This window comes from Zoogloea ramigera, assembly GCF_006539865.1.
GTDB classification, from domain to species: domain Bacteria; phylum Pseudomonadota; class Gammaproteobacteria; order Burkholderiales; family Rhodocyclaceae; genus Zoogloea; species Zoogloea ramigera.
Genome location: NZ_BJNV01000044.1, coordinates 1 through 13650 on the forward strand (window position 1 = coordinate 1; position 13650 = coordinate 13650).

11 protein-coding genes and 1 tRNA gene are annotated in these 13650 nt (G+C 63.3%); all 12 read right to left on the reverse strand.

The genetic code is table 11. The features are described from left to right. Positions 1-41 precede the first annotated feature (41 nt). A complete protein-coding gene (gene dnaB / locus ZRA01_RS12650) occupies positions 42-1409 on the reverse strand; it encodes a replicative DNA helicase (RefSeq protein ID WP_307724352.1) in 1368 nt (455 codons plus the stop codon). Between the two features lie 1240 nt (positions 1410-2649). Continuing rightward, entirely contained in the window at positions 2650-3099 is a 450-nt protein-coding gene (rplI, locus tag ZRA01_RS12655) for a 50S ribosomal protein L9 (RefSeq protein ID WP_141352730.1), read from the reverse strand. A 15-nt stretch (positions 3100-3114) separates the two neighbouring features. Continuing rightward, the gene (rpsR, locus tag ZRA01_RS12660; protein WP_141352732.1) at positions 3115-3384 is read right to left on the reverse strand and encodes a 30S ribosomal protein S18; all 270 of its coding nucleotides are present in this window, start codon (positions 3382-3384) and stop codon (positions 3115-3117) included. Further along, positions 3356-3700, reverse strand: coding sequence for a primosomal replication protein N (gene priB, locus ZRA01_RS12665; RefSeq protein WP_141352734.1), 345 nt, complete (start codon positions 3698-3700; stop codon positions 3356-3358). The genes rpsR and priB overlap by 29 nt, the downstream gene beginning before the upstream one ends. Position 3701: 1 nt before the next feature. Then, positions 3702-4082, reverse strand: coding sequence for a 30S ribosomal protein S6 (gene rpsF, locus ZRA01_RS12670; protein WP_141352736.1), 381 nt, complete (start codon positions 4080-4082; stop codon positions 3702-3704). A gap of 251 nt (positions 4083-4333) precedes the next feature. Continuing rightward, positions 4334-4424: transfer RNA gene (locus ZRA01_RS12675), tRNA-Ser, on the reverse strand. A 64-nt stretch (positions 4425-4488) separates the two neighbouring features. Further along, the gene (locus tag ZRA01_RS12680; protein WP_141352738.1) at positions 4489-6519 is read right to left on the reverse strand and encodes a sodium:solute symporter family protein; all 2031 of its coding nucleotides are present in this window, start codon (positions 6517-6519) and stop codon (positions 4489-4491) included. Positions 6520-6528: 9 nt separating this feature from the next. Beyond that, entirely contained in the window at positions 6529-6792 is a 264-nt protein-coding gene (locus ZRA01_RS12685; protein WP_141352740.1) for a DUF4212 domain-containing protein, read from the reverse strand. Between the two features lie 65 nt (positions 6793-6857). Next, positions 6858-8267 (reverse strand): DUF294 nucleotidyltransferase-like domain-containing protein, encoded by a 1410-nt coding sequence (locus tag ZRA01_RS12690; protein WP_141352742.1) that lies wholly within the window; start codon positions 8265-8267, stop codon positions 6858-6860. A 7-nt stretch (positions 8268-8274) separates the two neighbouring features. After that, the gene (locus tag ZRA01_RS12695) at positions 8275-10440 is read right to left on the reverse strand and encodes a 3'-5' exonuclease (protein ID WP_141352744.1); all 2166 of its coding nucleotides are present in this window, start codon (positions 10438-10440) and stop codon (positions 8275-8277) included. Continuing rightward, a complete protein-coding gene (locus tag ZRA01_RS12700; protein ID WP_141352746.1) occupies positions 10437-10811 on the reverse strand; it encodes a response regulator transcription factor in 375 nt (124 codons plus the stop codon). Before ZRA01_RS12700 ends, ZRA01_RS12695 begins: the two co-directional genes overlap by 4 nt. A 75-nt stretch (positions 10812-10886) precedes the next feature. Then, positions 10887-13637, reverse strand: a complete 2751-nt coding sequence (locus ZRA01_RS12705; protein ID WP_141352748.1) for an ATP-binding protein — start codon at positions 13635-13637, stop codon at positions 10887-10889. Between the last annotated feature and the right edge of the window lie 13 nt (positions 13638-13650).

Here is a 13650-nt window from a genome sequence, read left to right on the forward strand (position 1 = left end):
GCGTCAACACATTAGAGAAAATAAATCTCAAACAGCTTCGGCTAGTATTCCGGCGGAGCTGAGCCGGTATAAGTGCCCGCAAAATTTTCAAAACGGGTGAACTCCCCGAGAAACGTCATTCGAATCGTACCGGTCGAGCCGTTCCGGTGCTTTGAGATGATGAGCTCCGCCATGCCCTTGTCCGGCGAATCAGGGTTGTAGATTTCATCTCGATAGATGAACATGATGATATCCGCATCCTGCTCGATGGCGCCCGACTCACGAAGATCCGAGGCGACCGGCCGCTTGTTGGGGCGCTGCTCGAGACTGCGATTGAGCTGCGACAAGGCAACAATCGGCACATGCAGCTCTTTGGCAAGCGACTTCACCGACCGGGAGATCTCCGACAACTCAGCAGAGCGGTTATCACTCTCCTTAAGAGAGGTCATCAACTGCAAGTAATCGATGACGATCAAACCCAGACGACCGCACTGACGATGCAGGCGTCTGCAGCGGGCCCGGAGGTCTGTCGGATTGAGGCCCGGCGTCTCGTCAATATAAATCGGCGCTTCGTGCAACTTACCCAATGCATAAGTGAGGCGCTGCCACTCTTCGTCGTTGAGCTTGCCCGTACGAATCTTGTGCTGATCGATCCGACCAACCGATGACAAGAATCGGGTGGCAAGCTGGGTGCCAGGCATCTCCATGGAGAACACAGCCACCGGAAGCCCCGCCTCGACGGCGACTGTCTCGGCAATATTGAGAGCCAGCGAAGTCTTGCCCATACCGGGACGAGCGGCCAGGACGATCATGTCCGAAGGCTGGAGACCGGATGTCTTCTCATCAAGATCAGCAAGCCCTGTGGGCACACCGGTAATGCCAGCAGGCGAGTCGCGGTCATACAGCTCCTGGATCCGGTCCACCACCTGCCCCAGAATGGGCTGAATGGGAACGAAGCCACTAACCGTCCTCGCGCCCGCCTCCGCGATTTCGAAGACTTTAGCCTCAGCTTCGTCCAGGAGCGTCTTGGCATCCTTCCCCGAGGGCGTCAGCGCACTGGCGGCAATCTGATCTCCCACCGAGACCAGCTTACGGAGGATGGCACGCTCGCGAATGATCTCGCCATAACGGCGCACGTTCGCCGCCGAAGGCGTGCTGTTGGCGATCTCACCCAGATAAGCGAGCCCCCCCACATGCTCCGCCTCCCCGTTCTTCTCCAGCGCCTCATAAACGGTAACCACGTCGGCCGGCTTGCCGAGTTCGATGAGGCGTGCAATCTGACGGAAGATGCGGCGGTGATCGTCTCGATAAAAATCAGCCTCATTGACGATGTCGCCGACACGCTCCCATACGGTGTTGTCGATCAGCAAACCGCCCAACAACGACTGCTCCGCCTCGATGGAATGAGGGGGCAAACGCAAGGCGGACATCACGGGATCTTCTGCTTGACTCTGAGATTTACGCATGGGACATCAACCGGAGAATGAGACCAAATCGGAACAAGGGCGGCCAGTCTGGCTGAGCCCCCCCCCTTACACCACCCGACATGCGGGTCCGCACCGAAGGATTCGAATTATTGAGGTTATGAGGGCCGAGGCACGCAGAGCCAGTCGCAGCAGAAAACGGGCATCATCAGACTCAGCGCCACGCGGCTGCCGTGCCATCAGCCTCGACTTTTCGCGGAACACAGCGGGCGTCTGCGCAGGCTGGAGATACGGCAGGCAGGCAAGCGGACCGGAGCTGTTCGGCGACTTCCGGCAGGCTACGCCCACCTGAGCGTCTCGTCATCTGTCGGATGCACCGCCTGAAGGCCTCTTCGACTTTGTCGGCCAACTTGCCTTTGACCACCTGAGCCGCACCAGAAGGCATGACCCAGAACTTACTGCCGCCAGATGCTGGCGCGACCGCTGTCTTGGTTTCACCAATCTTCGGTTGAAGTTGGGTACAGAGTCGCCCCTCTTCGAGCCCTCGTTCACGCGCACGGTGACCGCGCATATTGCAGCCGTCCCCGTCCGCGCGGAGCACGAACCGACAGCCACACGGCTCCAGTCAGCGATCCGCCTCGCCAGGGCGGGCCATCAGGACGTCTAGACAGAACCGGCCGACACTCCTCCAGATCCACCAGCGAGCGACACCCGGCAACCTTCGGGCACGTTGCGCTTTACAGCGAGCACCGCATCGCACACCCGACGTCCCGGGCGAAAGCTCTGGGCCAAGTTCGGGAAACGCGGGTTCGATACTGGGCCGCAAGGCTTGCAGCGGGGCCCGCCGGATCCGCCGGCCTGCCACCATCGGCACCCAGCCATCACACATTCCCGCCGGGCTTTGGACTATGAGCGCAGCCCACCGGCACTTGCCAGCAGCCACGGCCACCAAAACCTCCCTACGCTGCACAGCCGCCCGATCTACCCCTCGGTCACGAGAGCTTCGTAGTTACCCGCCCGCTCACGCCACTCGGCAGCACCTTCGATCCGATTCTTGCACTCCGGCTCGATGCCATGCTCCACGCCAGGTCGCCATCATGCAGCTGCGCCTCACTTCGTTCGCTGCGATCAACGCACAAAGAGACCTGCAACCGCAGGAGCGCGCCGATACTAGCCGCACAAATACGAAAAAGGGCTGCACCAGGCAGCCCTTTCTTGCTGGCGAGCCGAAGGCTCGACCCGGCGATCAGTTTTCGCCGACCACCACGACGGAGATGGTCGCCGTCACGTCAGTGTGCAGAGCCACGACGATCTGGGACTCACCAACAGCCTTCAGCGGGCCGTCCGGCATACGGACAGCGGACTTCTCGACCACAAAGCCCTTGGCCTTCAGCGCCTCGGCGATGTCGGCATTGCTCACGGAGCCGAACAGACGACCATCGACGCCAGCCTTGCGGCTGATGGAGACGCTCTGACCTTCGAGCTTCGCACCTTCAGCCTGGGCGGCAGCCAGCTGCTCGGCAGCCAGACGCTCAAGTTCGGCACGACGGGCTTCGAACTCGGCGAGGTTGGCGGCGTTGGCGCGCTTGGCCTTGCCCTGCGGGATCAGGTAGTTACGAGCGTAACCGTCCTTGACCTTGACCACATCGCCCAGACCACCCAGGTTTACAACCTTGTCCAAAAGAATGATTTGCATGCTAAGGCTCCGGGATTACTGGTGCAGATCGGTGTAAGGCATCAGCGCAAGGAAGCGGGCGCGCTTGATCGCGGTGGACAGCTGGCGCTGATAGCCCGACTTCGTGCCGGTGATGCGCGCCGGCATGATCTTGGCGTTTTCGGTGATGAAATCCTTCAGGATGTCCACATCCTTGTAGTCGATCTCTTCGATTTTTTCTGCGCTGAAGCGGCAGAACTTGCGACGCTTGAAGAGGCTGCGACCGCCACGGTCGTCCTTACGCTTGGTTGCTGGCTTGAATGCCATGATTCGTTCCTTCCAAAAATTCGATCGTATCGATGTGCAACACAGGTGCCCTGCTGCGCAGACTTCGTGCTGCGATGAAGCCGGTGATGCGAGCCACTGCTCCGAGCTTGGCAACGGCAAGCAGATTAGCCTTGTCACCCAGCGCCACCACCTGCAACTCGACGCTCACCTCTCGGGAGAGCCCAGCTTCCATCTGCTTCGAGCGGTGCTCGATGCGCCCTGCCAACACCGGCACACCGCCGGGGGAGTAACGCAGAGCCCCGACCTCGGTCAGGACACCATCAATCTCAAAACTGTTGCGAACCTGCTCCTGCAACTCAGGCGGCAGGCTGCTGCTCGGCCGGCTTGGCCTCGTCCGCGGAAGTCAGGGAGCGAGCCTTCTCTTCCTTCATCATCGGGGACGGGGTGGTCACAGCCTTCTTCATGCGGATGGACAGGTGACGCAGGACGGCATCGTTGAACTTGAAGCCATGCTCCAGCTCGGCAATGGTCGGCTGATCGCACTCGATGTTCATCAGCACGTAGTGGGCCTTGTGGATCTTCTGGATCGGGTAGGCCAGCTGACGACGACCCCAGTCTTCCAGACGATGAATCTGGCCGCCCTGGGAGGTCACGAGGGAACGATAGCGCTCGATCATGGCGGGCACCTGCTCGCTTTGATCGGGATGGACGATGAATACAACTTCGTAATGCCGCATGAGATCTCCTTCTGGATGAAAACCCCCCGTCATGCGAAACGGTAGGGCAAGGTAACAAATACGGACGGCCGACTGAGCACTCAATCAAGCCAGCCCGCGATAATCACACAAGCTCGGAATTAAATCAAGGATTTACGGGCGCAAGCAAGGCGCACCGCACGTCACAACTCGAACACCGGGGCGGTGCACAAGCACTCCGAAAGACGAACAGCAAATGAAAAGCGCCCCTTGCGGAGCGCTTTTCAAGAATTTGGCGGAGAGGGCGGGATTCGAACCCGCGTCAGGGTATTACCCTGAACACGCTTTCCAGGCGTGCGACTTAAACCGCTCATCCACCTCTCCAAGTGGAGGCAGCACTATACACCGGGATTTCTAAAAGTCAAAGCCTATTTTCAGGTTCGAGCCCTCACCTACCAGCATCCGGGAGGCGAACCTTGTCCACCAACGCCAGCACCGCAGCGCTCGGAGGTGGCGTAAGCAGGCTGACGACAACGATAACCAGAAAACCAGTCGGCACGCCGAATACACCACAGGAGATCGGGTGAATGCCAAACCAGGCATTTCCCAGCCCACCACCGAAGAACGGATGAGTACGTACGATGTACAAGAGGGTTATGCCAAGGCCGGCGATCATGCCGCTGATCGCCCCCCACTTGTTCGCCCGCTTCCAGAAGATCCCCAGCACCAACGCCGGAAAGAACGCCGAGGCGGCAATCGAGAAGGCCAGGCCAACCATGAACAGGATGCTGTCGGGGCGAAGTGACGCAACCCAGGCCGCAATCACAGCCACCACCAGCAGCTGGGACTTGGTGATCACCAGGCGTCGCTGGGAGGACGCCTCCGGATTGATCACGCGATAGTAAACATCGTGGGACAAGGCGTGGGAGATGGTCAGCAGAAGACCGTCAGCCGTCGACAGCGCCGCCGCCAACCCCCCCGCCGCAACAAGCCCCGACACCACATAGGGCAGGCCAGCGATTTCAGGGGTCAGCAGCAGGATCGCATCACTGTTGAGGCTCAACTCGGCAAGCTGAAGAATTCCATCAGCGTTGATGTCCTCAATCTTGACGAGCCCGACCTTGCCCCACGACGCCACCCACGGGGGGAGCGAGGCAATATGCGAGCCGATCAGGGTGCTGTACACCTCCCACTTCGCAAAAACGGCGTAGGCCGGTGCCGTGACATACAGCAGAAAGATGAAGAACAGCGTCCAGAACACTGAACGTCGCGCGTCACGCACACTGGGCGTGGTGTAGTAGCGCATCAGGATGTGCGGCAAGCCTGCGGTGCCCACCATAAGCACGAAGCTCAGCGCGATGAAGTTGAGACGCGCACTGTCGCGGGATGCCTGATCGGGGCCGGGATGTGCCTCGGCATGGGGTGGCGGCGGAACCGAGCGCTGCAGGCTTTCCTGACGTGCCCGCTCCCACTTGACCCGGGCCTCGTCCGGCGTGCGTGGAAGATCCCGCAGCGTGCGCTCCGCCGTGGCAACCTCCCGCGCCGGCGCCCCCTGGGTTCGCAGTTCGTTAACGCGCTGCATCTGCGCCTGACGCTCCACCGCGAGCGACTCGGGCAACTCGGAAATCTTGCGCGCCAGGTCATCGGCACGCTGTCGATAAAGGGCCCGCACGTCATTTTCCCGGGGCTCGGTGAACAACTCGACCTCCTTCACCCCAAGATCATGCAGCACCGTGCCATACACCGCCTGCGGGATGGGCACGCCGGTTACCTTGTATGAAAGAATCACCACCGGCACCAGGTAGGCGATGATGAGAATCAGGTATTGGGCGACCTGGGTCCACGTCACCGCGCGCATCCCGCCCAGGAAGGAGCAAACCAGAATACCCGCCAGCCCGACGAACACCCCGATCTCGAACTCGATCCCGATGAAGCGGCTGGTGATGAGCCCGACCCCGTAGATCTGCGCCACCACGTACACGAAGCTCGCCAGCACGCCGGCAAAGACGCCGACCATCCGCGCAAAATGCCCCTCGTAACGGGCACCGAGAAAATCCGGAATGGTGAATTCGCCGAACTTGCGCAAGAAGGGCGCCAGCAACAGGGCCACCAGCACATAACCACCGGTCCACCCGGTCACGAAAGCCAGGCCCTCAAAACCCGCGTAGTAGAGCGTCCCCGCGAGCCCGATGAAGGATGCCGCACTCATCCAGTCGGCGGCGGTGGCCATGCCGTTGTAGAGCGCCGGCACCCGCCGCCCCGCGACGTAGTATTCCGACACGTCGGAGGTTCGGCTCATCACACCGATGAGGGCGTAGATCGCGATGGTCGAGAACAGGAAGATCTGCCCTATCCAGCGCGGCGCCAGCCCAAACCGCTCGGCCACCGCCAGAAACACCACCAGGCCGACAAAACCCGCCGCGTAAAGAAGGTAGTAGCGCCCGAGGCGCCGAAAAAGAACGGATGCGGAACGCGTCATCGGCCGCTCTCAGCCCTCGCCACCGAGGCCATGACGCCGCTCAAGCCGGACCATCCAGCGGTCGTAGATCCAGACGATCAACAGAAAAACGATCAAGGCGCCCTGCCCGGCCATGTAAAAGCCAAACGGCCAGCCGAAGAACACAATCTGGTTCATCTCGTCGGCGAACCAACCAGGCAAGAAGCTCACCGCGGCCCAGACGCTCAGGAGCACACCGGTCAGGCGTAAGGTCGACCGCCAGTAAGCCCGCTGTCTCGCCTCGGTGTCGTCCACGCACACTCCTCGATCCGGCGCTGCCGGCAGTTGATATCCGGCGCAGTATAGCTCCGGGCGCCGCCTCACAACTGATAACGGCCGCGCAGCCTGTCCTGCAGACGGCGAGCCTGGCGTAGGGACTCCTTCAGAAAAGCCCTCTCCAGCTCGTTCAGCTCATCCGGTGCAACCTGATTGGGAGGGGTGCCAGGCACCCGCTGGCGCCGCAGACGCAGCTGCAGGATGAACTCGAAAGCCTCTGACAGGGCCCCGACTTCCCGCGCCCCCCAGCGCAAGACAGCCCCCGCCGCCCGCAGACGCTCCACCGTGGCGGTCTCGGGCAGGCCCAGTTCCAAGGCGTAGATGCGCGCCGCGTCGACAAAAGGGCGCGTCCCGTCGCGCTTGAGATCCAGCCGCCCGCTCTCCCGGTCGACCACGAAGTCGCGGATGCGCCCCAGCGGCGGGCCGCTGCGCAGTGCGTTCTCCGCCATGAAGCGGAGGAACAAGGCATTGTCGGCCGCAGCAGCGAGCAGCCACCCACGGAGCGAATCGGCCAGCGCAACATCGCCGACCAGGGCCCGGAAGTCGAAAAAGATCGTCGCGTTGAGCAGGTCTTCGGCGCTCGCCGAGCGCATCCAGTCGGAAAAGCGACCACGCCACTCAGCCAGCGACAGGCACCAGCATGGGTTTCCCGCCATGATCCCGCCCTTGCACAAGGAAAATCCGCAGGCATCAAGCAGGATATTGACCCGCTGCGCGAAGGGAAGAAAGCGCGCCCGCAGGCTTTCCGCCTCGGCCTCGTCGGCGGCCAGAAATATCAGGCCGTTGTCCTGATCGGTGTGCAGGGTCTGCTCCAGCCGCCCCTCGGAGCCAAAAGCCAGCCAGCACCACGGAACCATGGGCAGCTCGAACTCGGCCTCGGCGATGTCGATGGCAGCCTGCGCGAGCAGATCGTTGAGCAGGGCGATCCACTCCCCCACGCGCCCGGCCTGTTCGCCCCCATCCACCAGCGCCCCCGCCCCGGCGCTCACCTGCCGCGCGACGCTGGTGAGCGCAGCTTCATCGCGGACGGCCTGGATGCGCTCGATCAGATCGTCCGCCCGCGGGCGGCGCACCGCGTAAAGATCCTCCCGCGACACAACCCCCACCAGACGCCCGGCCTCATCCACCACCACCAGGCGACGCAGTCGATGACGGGCAAGCTGCAGACGCGCCTCGTGCACCCCGGCCGTTCGCGGCAGCGCAACAACCCCTCCGGTCATCACGCCGGCCACCGGCCCATCGAGACTTTCGGCGGGCAACGCGACCCGTTCGACGACGTCGCGCTGCGTGAGGATGCCCAGCGGCCGCCCGGTGACGGGCGCAACCACCACAGCCTCGGCCGCATCCTCGACGCACATGCGGCGAAGCACCTCACGAACAGCGGCCTCCGGCGACACCGACAGCGGCGCGCATCGGAGCAGCATCTCAAGCGAGCCCACCACGTGAGCCTCCATGGGACGCTCAGTACTTCACGCGGGCGTAGTAGGTCTTCTCGGATGCCCGGCGGGCTTCGCCGAGCGTCCGGATGCCCATCTCGGCGAGCAGCGGGATCATGCGCAGGAAGACCTCGCCGGTCACGATCGCGTCGCCGATGGCCGTGTGCCGGCCCATGATGTTCACCCCCATGCGTTCGCTGATCGCCTCGAGCCGGTGGGACTCCTGGGACGGGTGAATAACCGCCGACAGCAGCAACGTGTCGAGCACCGGCTGCTCGAAGCGGATCCCGGTGCTCTGCTCCTTCATCTGCAGGAAGCGCATGTCGAAGGCCGCATTGTGGGCCACCAGCACGGTGTCCGCCGCAAAGGCGTGGAAGGCCGGCAGCACCCTGGCCATCGGCGGCTGGCCGACGAGCATCTCGGGCGTGATGCCGTGGATCTTGGTGGACGCCTCGGGGAGCTCCCGCAGCGGGTCGACCAGCTGATCGAAGGATTCCGAGCGGAGCAGCTTGCCATTGACGATGCGGGTCGCCCCGATCTGGATGATCTCGTCGCCCTCGGACGGATTGAGGCCGGTGGTTTCGGTATCGAAGACGGTGAAGGCGAGCTCCGAGAGTAGGCGGTCGTCCAGCTCGTGGCTCACCTCGGTCTGCTTGAAGAGGTCGAAATCGTAGTACTCGGGACGGCTGTCGCCCTTGAGATAGGCGGCGGCCACCACCTCTTCCTGGGGCAGCGCCGAGGGCAGCAGCAGGCGGAAGAAGGCGCGGTGCTGGGTTTTCTCGCGCTGCAGCCAGATCTCGCCGTCGTGACGGGCAATCACGTCCCGCACGGTGAGGGGCGAACTCTCGCCGGCGAAGCTCATCGGCTCGAGCTCCCACGACATCACGGTTTCGGTGCTCATCGCCTGCCCCGACCAGATGAGGTCGAGGTGCGCCAGGCGCCCGGCGCTGCTGAGGCGGAAACGCACCTCGCGGACTTCGAACTCGTCCGACAGCCGGCTCGCCAGATAGCTGATGGCCTGCAGCAGCGAGAAACTATCGACCTTCACCCAGACCGCCGGGTCCACGTCCTCCAGCTTGGTGGGCAGGCCGAGCTTCTTCTCGATGCGGCGCTGAGCCGCGGCGATCAGGTCGGCGCCGTGCATGTCGTCGAGGGGCCAGCGCGTCTTGAGGGAATCGGCAAAGGCGTTGGCGGTCTCCTCGAGCCGGCCGCTCATGGCCTGCACCTCGTCGCGGATCACCTTCAGGAAACGGTCCTTCAGGTCCACATCGAGGTCGGGATACTCGAGCATCTCGGCCGCGGCGCGCAGGTTGGCCAGCGACGAGCGGCTGCCCTCGGTGACCGAATTGAGCAGCTGGTCGCGGCGGGTTTCACTCTCGAAGTTGCGGGTGATGTTGTCCAGCATCAGCACGAAGCCCGACACCGTGCCATCGGCGTCGCCCTCTGTGGTGCTCATCACCGGCGCCATCTGCACCCGCAGCAACTGGCCGGCGCGGGTCGTGGTGACAAAATTGGCCATCGGCTGGGAGCTCTGACGGCGGATGCGCTCCTGGATGCTCTCGAGGGCATGGACGATCAGGTTGCGCTCGAAAACCAGATAGATCGACCGACCCAGCCCGATGATCTCACCGCCACCGGCCGCGGTCGGCGCATCCGAGAGCGCCTTGAACTGCAGCCGCGCCCGGTTGTTGTAGAGCAGGATGCGGCCATCGAGGTTGCACACGACGACGCTCTGATTGAGCTCGGACATCAGCGCCGCCAGCCGGTTGCGCTCCTCCTCGACCGACAGGCGCGCCTCGCGGATACGCGACTCCACGTCATCCTGCAGGCTCTGCCGCTGATCAGCCAGGCTATTCACGGCCTCGGCGATGCGCTGCAGCTCCGGCGAACCGGACGGCTTGAGCCGGCGCGACGGATCGGTACCCACCAACAGGCCAATCTCGTCGGCCAGCAGCGCTGGCGCCGCAATGCTGTCGTGGGCGAAGGATTTCATCAGGACCGCCGCCGCCCCCGCACCGACCATCCCGATCATGATCAGCAAACCCAGGCGCGGGTTGAGGATGGGCTCGAGCACCGCCCGCTCGTCGGCCCCGAAATCCCGCCAGAGGGCTACCCCGGCACCGCCAAGCACCCCCAGGACGAGCGCCGAAGCCCCGAGAATGACCAGCCCCTGCCTGGCCTTCGGGCTCATGCCGGCAAGTCCAGCAGGGATTTAACCTTCGTCACCAGCTCCCGGGTCGAGAACGGCTTGGTCATGTAAGCATCGGCGCCCATCGCCAGGCCCTTGGTAATCTCCATCTCACGCCCCTTGGCGGTCAGCATCAGGATGCGCGTGCCCTGCAGCCCGGGATCGGTGCGGATCTCCTGGCACACCTCGTAGCCATTCTTGCGCGGCATCATGATGTCGAGCAGGACCAGATCGGGCGCCTCGCTGCGGACCTTATCGATGGCTTCCTGGCCGTCCGTGGCGACACAAACGGTGAAGCCCTCGCGCTTCATCAGGAACTCCAGGGATATGACGATATTTTGTTCATCATCGGCGATAAGTATTTTTTTGGCCATTTTGTCTCCTCCCCCTGCGTGCCCGGACCAAGACTACGACGAAGCAGCCCATTCCCGGCACAAGAAAGCATAAGTTTATCCTGCGTCTTCCTTCCTTACAGCTGATTTCCCGCAAGGCATAAGAAATGAGAATGTCGCCCCTTCGCCCGGCACGCTCTCAACCCACAAGCGGCCACCGTAGTGCTCGACGATCTGGCGGCTGATGGGCAAGCCGAGGCCGGTACCCTGGGGCTTGTCGGTCATCGTGTTACCCCCCTGGCGGAATTTCTCGAAAACAACCCGCTGCTCCTCCGGCGTCAGGCCCGGGCCATTGTCGCGGACATCCACCTGCAGCCCCTCATCGGTCTCACAAAGGCTCAGCCGCACCTGGCCACTCCCCCGCACGACGAACTTCACTGCGTTCGACAGGAGGTTCAACACCACCTGCACCAGCCTGTCCCGATCGGCAAAAAGAACCGGCACTGCGGGCGGCAAGGACATCTCCAGCGTCACCCCCTTGTCCCGGAACAACTGGCTGGTAGCCGCGGCCCCCTGCTCGACAACCTCGAGCAGACTCACCTCGTCATCCACCCAGTCGGCGTGCCCCGACTCGATCTTGGCCATGTCGAGCACCTGGTTGACCAGCCGCGTCAGGCGCTCGGTTTCGCTGACGATGATGGCCAGAAAGCGCTGCCGGTCTTCCACATCGATGCCTGGATCTTCGAGCAACATCTCGGAAAACGCTCTGATCGAGGTCAGCGGTGTGCGCAATTCATGGGTCACGGACGACATGAAGTCGTCCTTCAGCCGATCGAGCTCCTTGAGGCGCTCGTTGGCACTGCGCAACTCGCGGGTCGCCTCCTCCAGTTCGCGGGATTTCTGCTCCAGACGCCTGGAATACGCCCGCACCTGGGAAGCCTCATCGAGGATGTTCATCACCTCGTCGAGCCCAAGCGGCTCCTCCTGCACCACCGAGGCCACAATCACCCGCGCCGACGCGCTGCCGATCGCCCCGGCGAGGGTGGTCTCGGCAAAATGAACCAGCCCGGCGTCGGCCTGCAAGGCCTCCCGGCTCACGCCCCGCGAACGGGCGTAGTCGTCGAAGGCATTGGCCGCGCGCTCCCGGCCCAGGAAGCGGCCGAGCAGCGGCAGCAGATCGCCCACCCGGGCGCTGCCCCGCCAGAAAGCCCCGTCCGACGGCCGCCCCTGTTTGAACACGTCGACGAACAGGGTCGCCTGCCCCGCCTCGATGGCAGTCGGCTGACGCATCAGCGACACCCACACGTAGGCCCCCAGGTTCGCCAGCATGCTCCAGAACAGACTATGGGCCAGCGGATCGAGGCCCTGCATGCCGAACAGCTCCTGCGGCCGAAGCAGATCCAGCCCGAACAAGCCGTTCTGCAGGAAGTCACCCGGCAACCAGCCAGACTTGGCGAAGGACGGCAGCAGCAAGGTGTACAGCCACACCGCAAAGCCAGACGACAAACCCGCCACCGCCCCGGCCCGTGTCCCGCCGCGCCAGTACATGCCGCCGAGCATCGCCGGTGCAAACTGAGCCACCGCGGCAAAGCTGATCAGGCCAATGCTCACCAGCGCATGGGCCTCCCCCGCCAGCCTGAAGTACAGGTAGGCCAGCAGCAGGATCAGCACGATCGCCCCGCGCCGGATGCCCAGCAGCACGCCGGACACATCCTCCTGGCCCTGCAGCGCCAGCCAGCGGTAACGCAGCAGGAGCGGCATCACCAGATCGTTGCAGACCATCGTGGACAGCGCGATCGTCTCGACCACGATCATCCCGGTTGCTGCCGACAGACCACCGATGAACACCACCAGCGCCAGCCAGTCGTGCCCGAACACCATCGGCAGACGAAGCACGAAGGTGTCGGCATCCACCTGCTGCCCCGCAAACGACATCAAGCCGCCCAGCGCGATCGGCAGCACGAACACGTTGATCAGCAACAGATACAGAGGAAACAGCCAGATCGCCCGCCGCAGATGGTTCTCGTTGACGTTCTCGACTACCGTCACCTGAAACTGGCGGGGCAGGAACATCACCGCCAGCATCGACAGCAGGGTCAGCGCAAACCAGTTGGCGTAACCGTTACCGCCCGCCCCCATGCGCATCAGGGCCTGCAACTGGGGCTCGCGGGCGGCCCGGGAGAAGAGATCGCCAAACCCGTCGAAGAGACCGAAGGTGACAAAAACCCCCACCGCCACGAAAGCCACCAGCTTGACCAGCGACTCGAAGGCGATCGCCGCCACCAGCCCCTCGTGGCGCTCGGTGGCGTCGAGGTGGCGGGTGCCGAAGAGGATCGTGAAGGCCGCCATCGACAGCGCCACGTAGAAGGTGGTGTCGGCCAGCCAGGGCAGCGCACCGCGCCCGGCCGACACAACATCGTCAGGCGGCACAAGGATCGCAAAACTTACCGAGAGCGCCTTCAGCTGCAGTGCGATGTAGGGAATCACCCCAAGCACCGCGATCACGGTGACGAGCCCGCCGAGCAGGTGACTTTTGCCGTAGCGGGAGGCGATGAAGTCGGCGATGGAGGTGATGCGGTTGGTCTTGCCGATGCGGACCATTTTCAGCATCACGAACCACCACAGGGCGACCGCCAGGGTCGGCCCAAGGAAGATCGGCACGAACCCGAGGCCCGACGAGGCCGCCCGCCCGACACTGCCGTAATAAGTCCAGGTGGTGCAATACACCGCCAGCGACAGCGCATAGATGGTCGGATTGGCGATCACCGAGCGGCCGGCATCGGCGCGTTTGTCGCCAAAATACGCCACTGCGAACAGCAGCAGCAGATAAAGGAAGGATGCCGCGACGATCACCGGACCGGTCAACACGACGCGCCTCCCC

Excerpts from the sequence above, each read along its gene's own strand:
- dnaB (WP_307724352.1), bottom strand. The coding sequence starts at position 1,409 with ATGTCCGCCTTGCGTTTGCCCCCTCATTCCATCGAGGCGGAGCAGTCG.
- rplI (WP_141352730.1), bottom strand. The coding sequence starts at position 3,099 with ATGCAAATCATTCTTTTGGACAAGGTTGTAAACCTGGGTGGTCTGGGC.
- rpsR (WP_141352732.1), bottom strand. The coding sequence starts at position 3,384 with ATGGCATTCAAGCCAGCAACCAAGCGTAAGGACGACCGTGGCGGTCGC.
- rpsF (WP_141352736.1), bottom strand. The coding sequence starts at position 4,082 with ATGCGGCATTACGAAGTTGTATTCATCGTCCATCCCGATCAAAGCGAG.
- ZRA01_RS12680 (WP_141352738.1), bottom strand. The coding sequence starts at position 6,519 with ATGACGCGTTCCGCATCCGTTCTTTTTCGGCGCCTCGGGCGCTACTAC.
- ZRA01_RS12690 (WP_141352742.1), bottom strand. The coding sequence starts at position 8,267 with ATGGAGGCTCACGTGGTGGGCTCGCTTGAGATGCTGCTCCGATGCGCG.
- ZRA01_RS12695 (WP_141352744.1), bottom strand. The coding sequence starts at position 10,440 with ATGAGCCCGAAGGCCAGGCAGGGGCTGGTCATTCTCGGGGCTTCGGCG.
- ZRA01_RS12700 (WP_141352746.1), bottom strand. The coding sequence starts at position 10,811 with ATGGCCAAAAAAATACTTATCGCCGATGATGAACAAAATATCGTCATA.